General features: G+C 61.7%; 11 protein-coding genes. 10 read left to right on the top strand and 1 reads right to left on the bottom strand.

Features of this window, described 5'->3' with window-relative positions:
* Positions 1–236: 236 nt before the first annotated feature.
* The 4 genes from feoB (at position 237) to ACQRAJ_RS08515 (ending at position 6,064) form a co-directional block, all read left to right on the top strand.
* A complete protein-coding gene (gene feoB, locus ACQRAJ_RS08530; protein WP_427748357.1) occupies positions 237–2,648 on the top strand; it encodes a ferrous iron transport protein B in 2,412 nt (803 codons plus the stop codon).
* Between the two features lie 123 nt (positions 2,649–2,771).
* A complete protein-coding gene (locus tag ACQRAJ_RS08525; protein ID WP_427748356.1) occupies positions 2,772–3,968 on the top strand; it encodes an MFS transporter in 1,197 nt (398 codons plus the stop codon).
* A 152-nt stretch (positions 3,969–4,120) separates the two neighbouring features.
* Positions 4,121–5,497: an alpha-amylase family glycosyl hydrolase gene (locus tag ACQRAJ_RS08520; protein ID WP_427748355.1), complete on the top strand. Its 1,377-nt coding sequence runs from the start codon at positions 4,121–4,123 to the stop codon at positions 5,495–5,497.
* A 3-nt stretch (positions 5,498–5,500) separates the two neighbouring features.
* Positions 5,501–6,064, top strand: a complete 564-nt coding sequence (locus tag ACQRAJ_RS08515) for a uracil-DNA glycosylase family protein (protein ID WP_427748354.1) — start codon at positions 5,501–5,503, stop codon at positions 6,062–6,064.
* A 1-nt stretch (position 6,065) separates the two neighbouring features.
* On the opposite strand, the gene ACQRAJ_RS08510 is transcribed toward ACQRAJ_RS08515, so the two are convergent.
* Positions 6,066–6,725, bottom strand: coding sequence for a hypothetical protein (locus ACQRAJ_RS08510; protein WP_427748353.1), 660 nt, complete (start codon positions 6,723–6,725; stop codon positions 6,066–6,068).
* 93 nt (positions 6,726–6,818) lie between these two features.
* Here ACQRAJ_RS08510 and ACQRAJ_RS08505 point away from each other — a divergent pair, with 93 nt between their 5' ends.
* From ACQRAJ_RS08505 to ACQRAJ_RS08480, 6 genes are all read left to right on the top strand, one after another.
* Positions 6,819–7,955, top strand: coding sequence for a pyridoxal phosphate-dependent aminotransferase (locus ACQRAJ_RS08505; protein WP_427748352.1), 1,137 nt, complete (start codon positions 6,819–6,821; stop codon positions 7,953–7,955).
* A gap of 508 nt (positions 7,956–8,463) precedes the next feature.
* Positions 8,464–8,985 carry a 50S ribosomal protein L10 gene (gene rplJ, locus ACQRAJ_RS08500; RefSeq protein WP_117646079.1) on the top strand — a complete coding sequence of 174 codons (522 nt, stop codon included), beginning with the start codon at positions 8,464–8,466 and terminating at the stop codon, positions 8,983–8,985.
* Positions 8,986–9,087: 102 nt separating this feature from the next.
* On the top strand, positions 9,088–9,465 hold the full coding sequence (gene rplL, locus ACQRAJ_RS08495) for a 50S ribosomal protein L7/L12 (RefSeq protein WP_154514707.1): 378 nt from the start codon (positions 9,088–9,090) through the stop codon (positions 9,463–9,465).
* A 311-nt stretch (positions 9,466–9,776) separates the two neighbouring features.
* Positions 9,777–10,685, top strand: coding sequence for a UTP--glucose-1-phosphate uridylyltransferase (locus ACQRAJ_RS08490; protein ID WP_368136490.1), 909 nt, complete (start codon positions 9,777–9,779; stop codon positions 10,683–10,685).
* A 559-nt stretch (positions 10,686–11,244) separates the two neighbouring features.
* On the top strand, positions 11,245–14,673 hold the full coding sequence (locus ACQRAJ_RS08485) for a DNA-directed RNA polymerase subunit beta (RefSeq protein WP_229770619.1): 3,429 nt from the start codon (positions 11,245–11,247) through the stop codon (positions 14,671–14,673).
* A 6-nt stretch (positions 14,674–14,679) separates the two neighbouring features.
* Positions 14,680–19,155, top strand: coding sequence for a DNA-directed RNA polymerase subunit beta' (locus ACQRAJ_RS08480; RefSeq protein WP_370450532.1), 4,476 nt, complete (start codon positions 14,680–14,682; stop codon positions 19,153–19,155).
* Positions 19,156–19,408: the final 253 nt, after the last annotated feature.

Below are 19,408 nucleotides of genomic sequence, written 5' to 3'. Positions count from 1 at the left end.
AGCCCCCATCGGGAAACTGCATCCCGGAATTCGCCTGAATAGTGGGGTGCGGTTTCCGAAAGGGTGCCGTCTGGGAAACCGTGTCCCGTAATCCCCTCCCGCGCCTGGTTGTTCCGCATCGCATCTATTGGGCAAAGCGATCTGTCCCCATTGCAACAATCTGTTGATTGAACGTCGCTGCATGTTCGCGCTATCATGCATGGTTAAAATTGGTTAGCCATGGCAAACGGTTAGCAATGGTGAACATAAATGCAACGCCCTGTGGGCGTCGGGGGAGGAACACGGACGTGAAGCTCGATACACTCGAGATTGGAAAGGACGCCGTTGTCGCATCGGTGGCATCGGACGATCAGGCACTCCGACAGCATATTTTGGACATGGGCTTAACGCCGGGCACCGAAGTCACCATGATGAAGTACGCCCCCATGGGCGACCCGCTCGAGATTCGCCTGCGTGGCTACGAGTTGACGCTGCGCAAAGACGATGCTGCTCGCATTGAGCTCGTGGGTATTCACGACACCGATACGAGCCCGCGCGTTAACGCCGCAATCGGTACGACGGAGCACCCGGCGCTCGGTGAGGGGACGTATTCGCCCCGCGCGGCAAAAACGGCCGTGCCCGAGGGCGCGCCGCTGCACTTTGCCCTCGCCGGCAACCAAAATTGCGGCAAGACCACGCTGTTCAACCAGCTGACGGGTTCCAACCAACATGTTGGTAACTTTCCCGGTGTGACGGTCGACCGCAAGGACGGTACTGTCCGTAACCACCCCGAGGCGAGCGTTACCGACCTGCCCGGTATTTATTCGTTGTCGCCGTACACGGGCGAGGAGATTGTCAGCCGTCAATTCATCCTTGACGAGCATCCCGACGCCATCATCGACATCATCGATGCCACCAATATCGAGCGCAACCTCTACCTGACGCTGCAGCTTATGGAGCTCGACTGCCCCATGGTCATCGCGCTCAACATGATGGACGAGGTGACGGCCAACGGCGGCGCCGTGGACGTCAACCTGCTCGAGAGCCTGTTGGGCGTGCCTGTTGTCCCCATTAGCGCTGCCCGCAACGAGGGTATCGGCGAGCTGGTGGATCACGCTCTGCATGTGGCGCGGTTCCGCGAGCGCCCGGGTCGCCTGGACTTCTGCGCGCCCGATGGCCCGGACGGCGGTGCGCTGCATCGCTGCATCCACGGCATTGCCAACCTGATCGAGGACCATGCCGTGACGGCCCGCATTCCGGTGCGTTTTGCGGCGACCAAGCTGGTTGAGGGCGACGAGCTGGTGACCGAGGCACTTCACCTGGATCGCAACGAACTTGACGCTATCGAGCACATCATTACCCAGATGGAGGGCGAGGCTGGCACCGACCGCCTGTCCGCGCTGGCCGATATGCGCTTTAGCTTTATCGGCGACGTGTGCGGGCGCTGCGTGGTGAAGCCGCACGAGAGCCGCGAGCACGTGCGCTCCGTTAAGATCGACCGCATCCTGACGGGTCGCTACACGGCCATCCCGGCGTTTCTGGTGATCATGGGCCTCGTCTTTTGGCTGACGTTTGGCGTGATCGGCGCGGCGTTGCAGGGACTTATGGAGGACGGCATCGCTGTCATCATCGCCTCGGCCGATGCGGGTCTCAAGGCGTTTGGAACCAATGACGTGGTGCGCTCGCTGGCTGTCGACGGCGTGCTTACGGGCGTGGGCAGCGTGCTGACCTTCCTGCCGATTATCGTCGTGCTCTTCTTGTTCCTCTCCATTCTGGAAGACTCCGGCTACATGGCGCGCGTGGCCTTTGTCATGGATAAGGTGCTGCGTCGCTTTGGCCTGTCGGGCCGCAGCTTTGTGCCCATGCTCGTCGGTTTTGGCTGCACCGTGCCGGCTATCATGTCGACCCGTACACTCCCATCCGAGCATGATCGCAAGATGACGGTCATGCTCACGCCGTTCATGAGCTGCTCGGCCAAGTTGCCGGTTTACGGCTTGCTGTGCGGAGCATTCTTCCCGCAGGCGACGGTCCCCGCCATGGTCTCGCTCTATCTGATTGGCATTGCGGTCGGTTGCATCGCGGCTTTGGTGCTCAACCGCACGGCATTTAAGGGCGACCCGGTGCCGTTTATCATGGAGCTACCCAATTACCGCCTGCCGAGCATCAAGACGACGGTGATGCTGGCGTGGGATAAGGCCAAGGACTTTATTACCAAGGCCTTTACCATCATCTTTGCCGCCACCGTGGTCATCTGGTTCCTCCAGACGTTTGACATCCGCTTTAATGTGGTCGCCGATCAGTCGCAGAGTCTACTTGCCGGTCTGGGTAGCATCATCGCGCCGGCGTTGGCGCCGCTTGGCTTTGGCGACTGGCGTGCATCCACGGCGCTCGTCACCGGACTTATCGCCAAGGAGAGCGTCATCTCGACCCTCACCGTGCTTTTGGATGCAACGTCACCTGCGGCGCTGTCGACCATGTTTTCGCCGTTTACCGCCTACGTGTTCTTGGTCTTTACGCTGCTGTACCCGCCCTGCGTGGCGGCAATCGGTGCCGTCAAGAGCGAGTTGGGCGCGCGCTATGCCGTTGCCGTGTTCGCGTTTCAGGTGATGGTCGCCTGGATTGTGGCGTTTGTCGTGCATTCGGCGGGCATATTGCTGGGGTTGGCTTAGCTATTTATTGACGGCGCAACCTCTGTGTATTGAGTTGATTGCGGCCCCGCATCTGTACTGACGGATGCGGGGCCGTTGCTATATAATCGCCCACCGCCCAAGACAATCGGAGAGGTTTCCTACATGACTCAGGCAAGACAAGATGGCATCTCGCTCAAGCAGTGGTTCCCGCTTATCGGGCTCGCCTGCTGCGCGTTCGTGTTCAACACATCGGAGTTCATGCCCATCGGCCTTCTGACTGATATTGCCGCGTCGTTCTCGCTCACCGAGGCCCAGGCGGGCATCATGATTTCGGTCTACGCCTGGGGCGTCATGCTGCTGTCGCTGCCGCTTATGGTGTTTGCCTCGCGCTTTGAGTTCAAGCGTATGCTGCTCGGCGTGCTCGCCGTGTTCTCTCTGGGTCAGTTCCTGTCCGCCGTGGCGCCCACCTATCCTATTTTGGTCTGCGCACGCCTGGTGGTCGCTTGCGCACATGCCGTGTTCTGGTCGGTCGCCTCGATTATGGCCTCGCGCCTGGTCGACGCCCGTCACGGGGCGCTCGCCATCAGCATGATCGCCACGGGCTCGTCCATCGCGCAGATCTTTGGCCTGCCGATCGGCCGCGCCATCGGGCTGGCTGTGGGCTGGCGCATGACGTTTGCCGTGGTCGGGGCCTTTTCTGCCGCCGCGGTGGTGTACCAGGCAGCGGTGTTCCCGGCCATGCCGGCGGGTGAGCGCTTTGCCGTTAAACAGCTGCCCGAGCTGCTCAAGAACCCGTTCCTCATCGCGCTCTACGCGGTCACGGTTTTTATGGCGACCGGCTATTACACAGGCTACAGCTATATCGAGCCCTTCCTGGCGCAGGTCGCGCACGTCGACGCGGGCGCCATTACCATGACGCTGACGGCGTTTGGCTGCTCCGGTCTGGTGGGCAGCTGGCTGTTTGGCCGCCTGTTCGACGGGCATCGCTTCCCGTTTTTGGCTATCACGCTCTCCGGCGTGCCAGCGGCCCTGCTGCTCATAGGTTCGGCCGCATCGTCGCTCGCAGCAGTGCTTGCCGTCTGCGTGCTGTGGGGCTGCTGCGCCACGGCCTTCAATGTGGCGTTCCAGGCCGAGCTCATCAAGTACACGCCCGCGGATTCGTCGGCTGTCGCCATGTCGATCTTCTCGGGCCTGTTTAATCTGGGTATCGGCACGGGCACCGCGATCGGCGGCGCCGTGGTTTCGGGCCCCGGTATCGTCTGGATCGGCTTCGCGGGCGGGGCGATTGCCGTCGTGGGCGTCATCCTCGCCATCACGGTGATGTTCCCGGCCATACGCAGCGCCAAGCCCGTCGCCTAATCACGTTTCCTCATCAGTTGCGGTGGAATAGTTCCTGTTTAAGGCCTCTGAAGGCCCAAGCAGGAACTATTCCACTGCAACTTATTTTGGGGAAGAGGATGCAAGCCGGGCATACAATGGATGTCGTTGTGTTGGCTTACCGGGAGGTTACTATGTGGGCATACGAGACGACGTTCTATCAAATCTATCCGATGGGCTTTTGTGGAGCTCCGCGCGAAAACGCCGCGCCCGTTGCCGAGGATGAGCTTGCCCAGGCTGCCAACGACGCGCCCAACCCCGATGCCCCCATCATGAAAATCGCCCAATGGGCCGACTACCTGCAGGAACTAGGTATTGGCGCTGTGCTCATCAACCCACCGCTCGAGTCCGATAGCCATGGCTACGACACGCGCAGCCTGCGCCACATCGACCGTCGCCTGGGTGGGGATGCCGACTTTGCCGCCGTGTGCGAGACGCTGCATGCCCACGGCATCCGCGTGGTGCTCGACGCCGTCTTCAACCACGTCGGTCGCGGCTTTTGGGCCTTCCGCGATGTGCAGGAGCGCAAGTGGGACTCGCCCTACAAGGACTGGTTCCACATCAGCTTTGACGGCGACTCGTGCTACGGCGACGGCTTTTGGTACGAGGGCTGGGAAGGCCATTTTGAGCTCGTGAAGCTCAACCTGCAAAACCCCGCCGTGGTCGATTACCTGCTCGAGTCCGTGCGCCGCTGGGCCGATGTCTTTGGCGTCGACGGTCTGCGCCTGGACGTCGCCTATATGCTCGACCGCGACTTTATGCGCCGCCTGCACGCCTTTGCCCGTGAGCTCAAGCCCGACTTTGTGCTGATCGGCGAGACGCTCCACGGCGACTACAACCAGATCGTCAACGACGAGATGCTCGACTCCTGCACCAACTACGAGTGTTACAAGGGACTGTACTCCAGCTTTAACTCGATCAACATGTTCGAGATCGCCCACTCGCTGCACCGTCAGTTTGGCGGCGACCCGTGGTGCATCTACCGCGGCAAGCACCTGCTGTCGTTTGTCGACAACCACGACGTGCCACGCCTGGCGAGCATCCTTACCGACAAGTCGTGCCTGCGTCCCGCCTATGGCATGCTCTTTGGCATGCCGGGCATCCCGTGCATCTACTATGGCAGCGAGTGGGGAATTGCTGGCGAAAAGGGCGGCCCCGATGGCGACTGGGCGCTGCGCCCTGCGCTCGATGAGCCTGCACCCAACGAGCTGACGGCGTTCGTCACACAGCTTGCGCACCTGCGCTCGGCCGACGACGCGGCGGCACGCGCTCTCAGCTACGGTGCCTATCGCAACGTGGTGATCCAGAACAAGCAGCTGCTGTTCGAGCGCGCCTGCGACGACGCGACGGTGCTCGTGGCGGTCAATGCCGTGAACGAGCCTTATACCTTTGGAGCCGGCGAACTCAACGGCTCCTTCGTCGACCTACTTGCCGACGATGCACCCACGGTCGAGCTGACGGGTGCGCTTGAACTTGCGCCCTACGAGGTGCGCTATCTGTTGAGGGCCTAGGTCATGGCGGCGTCAGACGAGGGCTATCAACATATTGAGCATGAGTTTGAGCCCGTGTTTGACCAGCACTCGCGCGTTTTGGTGCTGGGATCGTTTCCCTCGGTGCTTTCGCGCGCCAATGCCTTTTATTACGGCAACCCTCAGAATCGCTTTTGGCGCGTGATGGCCGCGTGCCTTGGTGTGCCTGTACCACCCAACGAGGGCGACCTTTTGGTGGGCGGCGAGCCCGCGACGCTCGACGCCTCTATTGCCGCCAAGCGATCCATGCTGTTGAACGGTGGTGTGGCCCTGTGGGATGTGGTCGAGAGCTGCGACATTAAGGGGTCGAGCGACGCGAGCATCAAAAACGTTGTGCCGGCATATATCGAACGCATCACTGGAGCTGCGCCCATCGAGCGGGTGGTATGCAACGGAGGTACGGCGGGGCGCCTCTATAAGCGCTATCTACAGGAGCGGACGGGTCTGTCCGCTGTCGTGTTGCCGTCAACTAGTCCCGCTAACGCGGCCTGGCGCCTGGAGCGGCTTGTCGAGCGCTGGCGCGAGGCAGTTGACTGGACCGCACGGTAATCTAGATCCTTGATTGAGCATGGGCACCGAGGCGTTTGATGATGGCGCGCCAGATTGGTGCGGGCACGGCGGGCTTGGCGCGCACCATGCCGTCGGCATCGACACTGTCGGCATCGCCGCCGCCAAGCAGCTGCGCATGCTCTATGGAGCAGCCCATGCGTACGGCGCCTACAAGCTTATCCATCGCTTCGGAAAATGGCCGGCGTAAGAGGCCCATACGCGGGGAGTGGCGAAGCGCCACAATACCGCTGCCGGCGCAGATGACAACGCCACCGCACCATGGCAGGTCACGTAGAATACATGCCCGGTACAGGTGGTCGAGGACTTCGTCCGCCTGCTTGTTGTTTTTTGACAAGGCCTGGACGACGACATAGACGCGTGTCTCTGTATCCCCGAAGCGATCGAGTATCTGCTCGACAGTGATCATCGCCTCATCATCAAATGCATCATCAACAGCGAACACCATGCCATCGACTACACCGGCATCATCCGCCTCCAAGTCGACCGAACGGGGGAGCGCGGTGTCGGAAAGCTGAGCATAGGCGGCGATGGCATCCTGCAGGTCCCAAAGCAAAAACTCAAGATCGGCGCTCTCGGGAATACTGATATATGCAATGGTTTGCAGCGTTTTTGGTACATCGCCGCGTGCAGTTGTCTCCATGCCGCCTCCTTTCCGGTTGGTTTCCGTTTAGGTTACACCGTCTGGTGGCGCGCGGGCGCGCTATCCTAGTGCAACCCTTACGAAAGGAACGCCATGCGTCTACCCATGAACACCTCGCTTGCCACGCTTAAGCCCTCCGGTATCCGCCGGATCAACGCACTCGCCGCCCAGCATCCGGGGTGCATCGCGCTCGCGCTTGGCGAGCCCGATTTTCCCACGCCCGATGTGATTAGCGCCGAGGTGACCGCCGCGCTGGGCCGCGGCGACACGCACTATCCGCCCAACAACGGTCGCCCCGCCCTGCGCGAGGCGCTGTCTACCTACATGGGAGACGCGGGCCTTACGTTTTCGGCCGACGAGGTCATCCTGACCGACGGCGCGACCGAGGCCCTGTCGGTAACATTTATGGCCATGCTCAACCCCGGCGACGAGGTTATTATCCCCACGCCGGCCTTTGGTCTGTACGAGAGCATCGTCGTGGCCAACCACGCCAAAGCGGTCTTTTTGGATACGGAGCCCGCGCAATTTCAGATTGACGAGGAAGCGCTTCGCGCCTGCGTGACGCCGGCGACTAAGGCCATCGTCATCTGCACGCCCAACAATCCCACGGGTTGTATCCTCGACGCGGCATCGCTCGACGCCGTGGCACACGTGGCAGAGCAAGCGGGCATCTACGTAATCTGCGACGACGTATATAACCGCCTGGTCTATGTGGATGGCTATGAGCGCTTTGCCCAGCGCCACCCGGAGCTACGCGAGCAGACGGTGGTCATCGAGAGCTTCTCCAAGCCATGGGCTATGACCGGCTGGCGCTTGGGCTGGCTCGCAGCTGCAGCCCCCGTCATCGCCGAGATCGCAAAGGCTCACCAATACCTAGTATCGAGCGCCGTCTCCTTTGAGATGGACGCCGCGGCCCGAGCCCTGACCGTCGACCCAACCCCCATGCTCAAAGTCTACCGAGCCCGCCGCGAACGCGTGCTCGCAGCCTTAGACACCATGGGCCTCGACGTAGTGGAACCAGCCGGCGCCTTCTACGCTTTCCCCAGCATCAAACAATTCGGCCTAACAAGCGAAGACTTCTGCATCAAAGCCATCAAAGAAACCAACGTAGCCCTAGTCCCCGGAGACTGCTTCGGCACCGAAGGCCACATCCGCTTAAGCTACTGCGTCTCCGACCAAGATCTGGACGAAGGCCTCCGCCGCCTGTCCAACTTCGTGTCAACCCTATAGCCCACCGGGACCCAAAACCATCAGCCCACCGACCCAAGCATTATGAGTGGGGCGCGCCGGCCAACGGAAAACCGGGCTGCCCCATAGTTGACGCAGGCCGCGCCGCCGAAGGCCAGGCGCAAGGTTTTCGTAGATTCCGCACGAGCCGAAGGCCACTTAATGTGGCCTTCGTGCGAGCCCAGGACTTGACCGAGCGAAAACCTTGCGCCTGGCCTTCGGCGGAGCGTGCCGGATGGTGGAATTGTGTGCAGCCCGGTTTTCCGTTGACCGACGCCGGGGTCCCCGCCATAATACTTTCGGTTCACGCACGAATCCGCTGCCAGAGACAGCCGGTGCAAACGGGCATTGCCCGCGAGCTTAATGGGATATCCCGCCAGCCGAGGTGGTCGAGTAGATATGTCTTCTCGCCCCCGTCGCTCATGCAGCGCGGGGGCTTTCTTTTTGGACATGCCCCCGTCACGTCCTTGTGGCGGACCGTGCCCGGAAAGAATTCGAGGAGGTGTAATTCATGCCCCAGCAGTACAAAATCGACAAGGTTGCAGAGATCGAGTCCCGTATCGCCGAGAATGCCGGTCTGTTCGTCGTCAACTACAACGGTCTGACGGTTAAGCAGGCTCAGGAGCTGCGTCATCAGCTTCGCGAGTGCGGCGCCGAGATGAAGGTCTACAAGAACAATCTGGTCAAGATCGCTCTCAAGAACCAGGAGCAGCCCGAGCTCGACGAGATCCTCGCCGGCCCCGTCGCTTATGTGTTCTACGAGACCGAGCCGGTCGAGGCCGCTAAGACCCTTAAGGACTTCTCCGCTAAGTCCAAGGGTGTCCTTGAGATCAAGGGCGGTATCTCCGACGGCAAGGCCGTTTCCGCTGATGATGTTAAGGCTATCGCCGAGCTGCCCACCAAGGACCAGCTTCTCGGCCAGATCGCCGGTCTCATCTCCGGTTTCGCTCGCGACATCGCTGTCTGCGTCAACGGCGTTTCCTCTGGTCTCGCTCGTTCGATCCAGCAGGTCTCCGAGCAGAAGGCAGCCTAGTCGCTGTTTTCACCCGCGGCGGCAACGCCGCACCCCTGGCGCATTCGCGCCGTGTTTTAACTGATCTCCGTGCACAGACACGGAAACCGAAAGGACTTAGAAATGGCTAAGCTTACCACCGATGAGATCATCGATGCTCTTAAGGAAATGACCCTTCTCGAGGCTTCCGAGCTCGTTAAGGCTATCGAGGACACCTTCGGCGTTTCCGCCGCTGCTCCTGCCGCTGTTGTCGCCGCTCCCGCTGCTGGCGCTGCTGAGGCCGAGGAGAAGACCGAGTTTGACGTCGTGCTCGAGGGCTTCGGCGACAACAAGATCCAGGTCATCAAGGCCGTCCGTGAGCTCACCAACCTTGGCCTGAAGGAGGCCAAGGAGGTCGTCGAGAGCGCTCCCAAGGCTGTTCTCGAGGGCGCCAAGAAGGAGGACGCCGAGGCTGCCAAGGAGAAGCTCGAGGCTGCTGGCGCTGCTGTCACCCTCAAGTAATCAGGCTTTCTCGCCAGATTTCTTTGCAGACGGGGTTCGCATTGCGAGCCCCGTCTTTTTTGTTTTGGCCCCTCATTCCCATTGCTCGGCACGCAGAACACCGCTGTCTTCGCCGTGCCAATCCCGTTACCGCTGGGGCATAAAATTGCACCATTCGAGCAATAATTTGCGTTGACCTGCTGAAGAATTGCGTTTGCCTTACGGCGACGTATGTCTCCGGCGGTAAGATACTTCGGTATCGCAATTTGGTCTGCGGCCGCCGTGCCGCACGCTTGGGGCGCTTTGCGCCTGCGAAAGGATCCTTGAATAATATGAAGGCAATCATCCCCGCCGCCGGTCTAGGCACGCGTTTTCTGCCTGGCACTAAGTGCACGCCCAAAGAGATGCTGCCGGTTCTCGACAAGCCGGTTATCCAGTACGTCGTTGAGGAGGCACTCGACCCCGAGGAGGTCGACGACGCCATCATCGTTACCTCTCCCGGTAAGCCCGAGCTGCTGAGCTACTTCCAGCCCGACCGTTCGCTCGAGAACCTGCTGCGCGAGCGCGGCAAGAACGCCTATGCCGATGCCGTCGCCCACGCTGGCGGTATGCCGGTCGACTTCCGCTATCAGTACGAGCCCAAGGGTCTCGGCCATGCCATTCGCTCGGCGGCCGATGCTGTGGCGGGGGAGAACTTCCTGGTTCTTCTGGGCGACTATGTTGTGCCCAACCATGACATTTGCGACAAGATGCTTGCCGTCTCCAAGGAGCATGGCGGCGCTTCGGTTATCGCTGTTGCCGCGTGTGCTCCCGAGGAGGTCAGCCGCTATGGCGTTATCGCCGGCGAGCGCGTGGGCTCCCTCGAGGGCGCTGAGGGCGTTGGCGATGCCGAGCCTGGCGCCGTGTGGCGTATCGGCGGCTTGGTGGAGAAGCCTGCTCCCGAGGCGGCTCCGTCCAACCTGTACATCGTTGGACGCTATCTGCTGAGCCCGCTGGTCATGGAGCTGCTTGCCGACCAGCAGGCCGGCAAGGGCGGCGAGATCCAGCTGACCGACGCCATGGCCCGTTCGCTCGACCGCGAGGCCATGTACGCCGTCGTCATCGATCCTCTGTCGGGCTACGACACCGGCACGCCTTCTGGCTGGATGGCCACCAACGCCCTTATGGCCGCAAGCGATCCTCGCTTTGCCGATGCCTTCTGGGATGCCATCGACGAGCGCGGCGGCTTGATGCGCAAGTAAACAGCGCTTACGGGTGCGGACTTCGGTCTGCACCCGTTTTTTTGCGACCTGCCGCTTAGCTCCGGAAAGTGCGACCCACAATTTGATCGAATTCTGGGATGCGCTTTCCGGCTGAGGACCCTAGCGGAAAGCGCATCCCAGAATATCGGCTCAGGACGGGATACAGTTTCCCAAACAGGGCTCAATCGGAAACTACAACCCAGTTTGAGGCCTCAAAACGGGACGCAGTTTCCGCCCGATCAGCCTTCGCCGTCATTCCGCCATTCAGCGACGCGCATCAGCAACTCTGTTCACAGAAAATATATGAACAGGTGTTCGACACATACCTATCTACCTGCGCATTTTCTGTCGAAATAATTTGCTACTCCAAAAACTCAATCGCGTCAAGGCTTTTCTTGCCCAACGGTCGGTACCTGATAAACTATTAGGTTGCGATAACTGGCGAAGCTATGCCTCGCCAACCCACCGAGCATTTCCGTGAAGGAGGAAAAACCTGGTGACCTACGCATACACTGCCACTGAGCGCAAGCGCGTCAGCTTCGGGAAAATCCCGGAGGCCATGGAGCTCCCCAACCTTATCTCTGTTCAAAGGGAATCCTTTGAGCGTTTTAAGGACGAGGGCCTTCGTGAGGCGTTTAAGGAATCCAGCCCCATCCAGAGCCAGAACCATGTTCTCGAGGTTACCTTCGGCGAGCATCAGTTTGGCGACCCCGCGCATACCGTCGAGGAGTGCCGCGAGAAGGATATGACCTATCAGGCTCCGCTTCTGACCGACGTCCGTCTCACCAACAAGGAGACCGGCGAGATCAAGGAGCAGCTCGTCTTTATGGGCGACTTCCCCATGATGACCGATCAGGGCACCTTCATCATCAACGGTACCGAGCGTATCGTCGTCTCGCAGCTCGTCCGTTCCCCGGGCGTGTACTTCAGCTCCGAGATGGATTCGGGCAAGCAGATCTACAAGGCTCAGATCATCCCGTCCCGCGGTGCCTGGCTTGAGTTTGAGGTCGACAAGCGTGACCAGCTCATGGTCTCCATCGACCGTAAGCGCAAGCAGAGCGCCACGATGTTCCTGCGCGCCCTTGGCATCGCCGTCACCAACGACGACATCATCGAGCTGCTCGGCAACTCCGATGTGATCAAGCGCACCCTCGAGCGCGATACCGCCCTTACCCGCGAGGATGCTCTTATCGAGATCTACCGTCGCCTGCGCCCGGGCGAGCCTCCCACCGTGGATGCTTCCCGCAGCTTGCTCGAGGGCCTGCTCTTCAACCCGCAGCGCTACGACCTGGCCCGCGTCGGTCGCTACAAGGTCAACAAGAAGCTCAACCTCACCACCGAGGAAGAGGTCACGGTGCTCACCGACGAGGATATCGTCGCGACGCTGCGCTACCTCCTGTCCCTCGCTGCCGGCGAGCAGGGCTTCAAGGTTGACGACATCGACCACTTTGGCAACCGCCGTATCCGCACCGTCGGCGAGCTCGTCGCCAACCAGTTCCGTATCGGCATGAGCCGTATGGAGCGCGTCGTCCGTGAGCGCATGAGCTCCCAGGACATCGACGAGATTACCCCGCAGTCGCTCATCAACATCCGCCCGATCGTGGCCTCCATCAAGGAGTTCTTCGGTTCCTCGCAGCTCTCGCAGTTCATGGACCAGGCGAACCCCCTGACCGGTCTGACCCACAAGCGCCGTCTGTCCGCACTCGGCCCTGGCGGTCTTGCCGGCCACAAGTCGGGCTCCAGCCGCCGCACCAACGTGCCGACGGCCGTCCGCGACGTTCACAACTCGCACTACAGCCGCATGTGCCCGATCGAGACCCCCGAAGGCCCCAACATCGGCCTGATCGGCTCGCTTGCCCTCTACGCCCGCGTCAACGAGTATGGCTTCATCGAGGCCCCGTTCCGCCGCGTCGAGAACGGCGTTGCCACCGACCAGATCGACTGGATGACCGCTGACGAGGAAGAGAAGCACGTTATCGCGCCGGCCAACACGCCGCTCGATCCCAAGACCAACGAGTTCATCACGACCGATGCCGAGGGCAAGATCGTCCGTCCGCATTCCGTGATCGCCCGTACCCGCGACTTCGACGGCTCCTTCGGCGCTCCCGCCGACGTGCCTGTCGAGGACGTCGACTACATGGACGTCTCGCCGCGCCAGATGCTCTCCGTCGCAGCCACGCTGATCCCGTTCCTCGAGCACGACGACGCTAAGCGTACGCTCATGGGCGCCAACATGCAGCGTCAGGCCGTGCCGCTGGTTCACCCCGCCGCTCCCTATGTCGGTACCGGCATGGAGCGTCGCGCCGCCCTGGACTCTGGCGAGGTCACCCTGGCCAAGAACGCCGGCGAGGTCATCTTTGCCGACGCCTCCAAGATTATCGTCAAGCATGCCGGCGGCATGGACGAGTATCACCTGGCCAAGTACCAGCGCTCCAACCAGTCCACCTGCATCAACCACCGCCCGCTCGTGCGCGTCGGCGACACCGTTGAGCAGGGTGAGCCTCTGGCCGACGGTCCTTCGACCGATCACGGCGAGCTCGCACTGGGCCAGAACCTCACCGTGGCCTACATGCCGTGGGAAGGCTTCAACTACGAGGACGGTATCGTCGTGTCCGAGCGCCTGGTGGCCGAGGACCTGCTGACGACCATCAACATCACCCGTCACGAGATCGACGCCCGCGATACCAAGCTCGGCCCCGAGGAGATCACTCGCGAGATCCCGAACCTCTCCGAGGACATGCTTGCCAACCTCGACGAGGACGGCATCATCCGCATCGGCGCTGAGGTCGGCCCTGGCGACATCCTGGTCGGCAAGGTTACCCCTAAGGGCGAGAGCGCTCTGACTGCCGAGGAGCGCCTGCTGCGCGCCATCTTCGGTGCCAAGGCTCACGACGTTCGCGACACTTCCCTTAAGATGCCTCACGGCGCTTACGGCCGCGTCATCGACGTCGTCCGCTTTAGCCGCGAGAACGGCGACGACCTGGCCCCCGGCGTCAACGAGCAGGTGCGCGTCTACGTCGCCCAGCGTCGTAAGATCCAGCAGGGCGATAAGATTGCCGGCCGCCACGGTAACAAGGGTGTTATCTGTAACGTTCTGCCGGTCGAGGACATGCCCTACATGGCTGACGGTACCCCGATCGACGTTATCCTCAACCCGCTGGGCGTTCCTTCGCGTATGAACGTCGGCCAGCTGCTCGAGTGCCACCTTGGCTGGGCTGCTGCCTGCGGTTGGGATACCGAGGATGCCGATTCCGACAAGTACGTCCCCGGTCCGTTCTTTACCGCGACGCCCGTCTTCGACGGCGCCAAGGAGGACGAGATCGCCGAGGTCATCCGTCGTGCCAACAAGAATATGCTCAACAAGGCCACCGCTGCCTTTGGCGATCACATGCGCCCCGAGTTTGTCACCCAGCTTGACGAGCGCGGAAAGACCCGCCTGTTTGACGGCCGCACCGGCGAGGAGTTCCGCGAGCCCATTACCGTGGGCACGTCCTACATCCTCAAGCTCGGTCACATGGTCGACGACAAGATCCACGCCCGTTCGACTGGCCCTTACAGCTTGGTTACCCAGCAGCCGCTGGGCGGCAAGGCCCAGTTCGGCGGCCAGCGCTTCGGCGAGATGGAAGTTTGGGCACTGTACGCATACGGTGCTTCCAACGTCCTGCAGGAGATCCTGACCGTCAAGTCCGACGATACCGTGGGCCGCGTCAAGACCTACGAGTCCATCGTCAAGGGCGAGAACGTCCCGGTTCCGGGTATCCCCGAGTCCTTCAAGGTTCTCGTCAAGGAGATCCGTTCCCTCGCACTGGACATCGAGCCCATGCGCGATGCCGACGAGGACGCCTCCGCCCCCGTGACCGCCGAGGAGACCTCTGCCCTCGATGACCTGGCTGCGCTCGCCGGCGTTGACGCCGACGTCGAGGCCCAGGATGCCGAGACCGCCGAGGCACCCGAGGCTGTCGCCGCCACGACCACTGATAAGGAGTAGTTGACTGTGGCAGATTTCGAAGCTACTGAATTTGACTCGGTAAAGATCTCCCTTGCCTCCGCCGACCAGATCCGTTCCTGGTCGCACGGTGAGGTCAAGAAGCCGGAGACCATCAATTACCGTACCCTCAAGCCCGAGAAGGACGGCCTGTTCTGCGAGAAGATCTTCGGTCCCGCCAAGGACTGGGAGTGCTCCTGCGGCAAGTACAAGGGCATCCGCTTTAAGGGCATCGTCTGCGAGCGCTGCGGCGTCGAGGTCACCTCGGCCAAGGTGCGTCGCGACCGCATGGGCCATATCGAGCTCGCCGCTCCCGTGTCCCACATCTGGTACTTCAAGAGCCCCACGAGCTTCCCGATGAGCCGTATGCTCGACATCAAGTCCAAGGACCTCGAGAAGGTTCTGTACTTTGCCAGCTACATCATCACCGAGGTCGACTACGAGGCTCGCGAGGCCGACGCTGACGACCTGCGTGAGGAGCTCGCCGCCGATCTGGAAGAGATCGATGCCGAGTGCGCCCGCCAGATCGAGTCCCTCAAGGAGCAGGGCAACCCCGAGAACTTTGACGAGTTCTCCGACGAGGAGCCGCTGACCCCCGAGGAGATCGCCTCCGGCATCGTCGACATCGAGGAAGAGTGCAAGGACGAGAAGCAGCTCCGCACGGACGCCTTCAACGCCTTCATGAAGCTCACCGAGCGCGACCTCATCTCCGATGAGCCGCTGTTCCGCGAGATGACCCGTTACTACTCCATGTACTTCAAGGGTGGCATGGGTGCCGAGGCCGTCCGCGACCTGCTCGCTGCCATCGACCTCCCCTCCGAGGCCGAGAAGCTCAAGGCCATCATCGCCGACGAGGACTCCCAGAAGCAGAAGCGCGAGAAGGCCGTTAAGCGCCTCGAGGTCGTTGACGCCTTCCTGAAGGGCGGCAACAGCCCCGCGAACATGATTCTGGATGTCATCCCGGTCATTCCGCCCGATCTGCGCCCGATGGTCCAGCTCGACGGCGGCCGCTTTGCCGCGTCCGACCTCAACGACCTGTATCGTCGCGTGATCAACCGTAACAACCGACTCAAGCGCCTGCTCGACCTGGACGCCCCTGCGATCATCGTGAACAACGAGAAGCGCATGCTCCAGGAGTCCGTGGACGCCCTGTTCGACAACGGCCGCCGTGGGCGCCCGGTCTCTGGCCGTGGTGGTCGCCCGCTCAAGTCGCTCGCCGAGGCCCTCAAGGGCAAGCAGGGTCGTTTCCGCCAGAACCTACTGGGCAAGCGTGTCGACTACTCTGGCCGTTCGGTTATCGTTACCGACCCCAAGCTGCTGCTGCACCAGTGCGGTCTGCCCAAGACCATGGCGCTGGAGCTCTTCAAGCCCTTCGTCATGAAGCGCCTGGTCGAGCTTGGCAAGGTCGAGAACATCAAGGGCGCCAAGCGCGCTATCGACCGCGGTGCCACCTTTGTGTGGGACATCCTCGAAGAGGTCATCGACGGCCGTGTCGTGCTGCTCAACCGTGCACCGACCCTGCACCGTCTTTCCATCCAGGCCTTTGAGCCGGTGCTGGTCGAGGGCAAGGCTATCCACCTGCACCCGCTGGTCTGCGCGCCCTTCAACGCCGACTTCGACGGCGACCAGATGTCTGTCCACGTGCCGCTGTCCAGCCAGGCTCAGGCCGAGGCCCGCGTGCTCATGCTCTCTGCGAACAACCTGCGCTCGCCGGCATCCGGCAAGCCGGTCAACATCCCCTCGCAGGACATGATCATTGGTGTGTACTACCTGACCCAGGTCCGCGACGGTCTGCCGGGCGAGAACCACGTGTTCTCGAGCTTCGACGACGCGCTGCACGCCTATGACTGCCGCTCCGAGGTCGACATGCAGGCCAAGATTCAGGTCCGTGTGTCCGCCGAGAACGCCAACGTCATCAACGAGGACGGCACCCGTATCTTCCGCGTCAAGAACGGCAAGAACGAGTTCGTCGACTACGATGTCACCGGTAACAAGACCGCACGCTTCGAGACTTCTATCGGCCGCATCATCTTCAACCGCCAGTGCCTGCCCGAAGACTACGAGTTCATGAACTACAAGATGGTCAAGGGCGATGTGGCCAAGCTGGTTGCCGACTGCTGCGATCGTTACCCCGAGGCCAAGGTCGGCCCGATCCTCGACTCTATCAAGTACTCCGGCTTCCACTACGCTACCCGCGCCGGCCTCACCATCTCGGTGTGGGACGCTCTCATCCCTGCCGAGAAGCAGGAGCTGCTCGACCGCGCCCAGGCCAACGTCGACCAGATCAACGAGTACTTCGAGGAGGGCTTCATCAACGAGACGGAGCGCCACATCGAAGTCGTTAACGAGTGGACCGCTTGTACCGACAAGGTCGCAGCGCTCATGCTCGACATGTTCGACGAGGAGAACCCGCTGTACATGATGGCCGACTCCGGCGCCCGTGGTTCTAAGACCCAGCTGCGTCAGCTCGGCGGCATGCGTGGCCTGATGGCAGACATGTCCGGCGAGACGATCGACCTTCCCATTAAGGCGAACTTCCGCGAGGGCCTGCTGCCGCTCGAGTACTTCATTTCGACCTACGGCGCCCGTAAGGGCCTGGTCGATACCGCATCCCACACCTCGGACTCTGGCTACCTGACCCGTCGTCTGGTCGACGTGGCCCAGGACGTCATCGTCCGCGAGGAGGATTGCGGTACGCACGAGGGCGTCACCTACAACCTCATCATTCCCGGCACCACCGACCTCAACACCGATCTTGTCGGCCGTTGCTTTATTGAGGACGTCGTGGCTCCCGATGGCACCGTGCTCTTTGAGCAGGACGGCTATATCGAGAAGGTCGCCGACATCCAGAAGATGGTCGATGCGGGCCTTAAGAAGGTCAAGCTTCGCGCGCTGCTCACCTGCCGCTCCAAGTACGGCGTGTGCCAGAAGTGCTACGGCTGGGATCTTTCCACCCGTCGTCCGGTCGCCATCGGTACCGCAGTCGGCATTATTGCCGCCCAGTCCATCGGCGAGCCCGGTACGCAGCTTACGATGCGTACCATTCACTCCGGCGGCGTCGCTGGCGTCGACGATATTACGCAGGGTCTGCCTACGGTCAGCCGTATGTTCGATATCGTCGGCAACGTCAACGAGAAGATCCTGGGTCGCGAGGCCGAGCTGGCTCCGTACTCCGGCCACCTCTCGATTAAGCCCGAGAAGTCCGAGTACGTGCTGACGCTCACCGACTCCGAGGATCACACCCGTGTCCTCGACGAGCGTCGCGTCCCCGCTTCGGTGCGCTTTATGCCCGAGATCGAGGACGGCTGCGAGGTTCGCGCCGGCGACCAGATCACCAAGGGCTTCGTCAACTTCCGCAACCTGCGCAAGCTGACCGACATCGAGTCGACGATGCACACCTTCGTCGAGAGCGTCAAGGACGTCTACACCAGCCAGGGCGTCGACCTGAACGACAAGCACATCGAGGTGCTCGCACGTCAGATGCTGCGTCGCGTTCAGATCACCAACCCCGGCGACTCCAAGTACCTGCTTGGTCAGTACGTCGACCGCTACGAGTTCGCCGACGAGGTCGAGCGCGTTGCCCGTCTAGGCGGTCAGGCTCCCGTGGCTGAGCCCGTCATCTTGGGTACGCTCAAGGTTGCGTCCAACATCGACTCCTGGCTGTCGAGCGCTTCGTTTATCCGTACCGCCGGCGTCCTTACCGAGGCTGCTATTGAGGGCAAGGTCGACCACCTGCTCGACCTTAAGTCCAACGTCATCGTCGGTAAGAAGATCCCGGCTGGTACCGGCCTCAAGCCGTACGCTAACGCCAAGCTGACGTATCGCACGGCCGACGGCTACGTGGACATCGATGGTCCGGCTTCGCCCAACGCCAAGTCGCTGCCCGAGTGGGCTCCCGTGGAGCTCAAGGACCTGGACGAGCGGCTCCCACAGCAGCTCGACTGGGCCGGCTACGACGAGTTTGGCGGTGCTGACGGCTCGTTCACCCGCAACGGCCACACCATCTCCGCCGAGAAGGCTCGCCTGTACCTGTTCGACGACCTGGGTGTGTCGCAGCGCTGGACCAACAAGTTCAGCGAGGTCGGCATCGAGACGGTCGGCGACCTGGTTGGCAAGTCCGAGGAGGATCTGCTGCGCATCGATGGCATCGGTGCCAAGGCGATCGAGGAGCTCCGTGACGGCCTCGAGGCCCACGACCTGCTCTACATCCTCGAGAACAACGACGACGTTGCCGACGAGGAAGACCTCTCGCAGCTGCTGCAGATGGTCTTTAGCCCCGACGGTCCGGACGATATCCTGCTGGGTACCTCCGCTCCGACGCATCACGCCGATGCCGACGAGGAGCTCCTGGGCGCCCCGATCGACGACAAGAAGGCTTCCGCCAACGGTGCCATCAACGAGGACATGGCTTCCCTCGACGAGCTGCTCAACCAGCTTGTGGACACCGACGACGCCGAAGAGGCCAAGGACAACGACGGGGAGTAATTTCCTAGTACGTTAACCGCCCTTCCAAAGACCCGCTTCCCAACAGGGGAGCGGGTCTTTTTTGTCGAGGAACGTTGCCCCGACGAGTACGTAGGATTCCCGGGACGGGCGGCCCAGGGGTTAAGTTTGTCGCGAGTTCCGCACGAGCCGGAGGCCACTTAATGTGGCCTCCGTGCGAGCCAGGACTGTAGAGCAGCAAACTTAACCCCTGGGCCGCCCGGACCGGAAATCCGCCCTCGCGCACAGGAGGGGA

Origin of the sequence: Collinsella sp. SGI.184, from assembly GCF_050313415.1 — a bacterium.
GTDB lineage: Bacteria > Actinomycetota > Coriobacteriia > Coriobacteriales > Coriobacteriaceae > Collinsella.
Note: the sequence above shows the minus strand (reverse complement) of the source record. Positions and strands in the feature narration are given on the sequence as shown.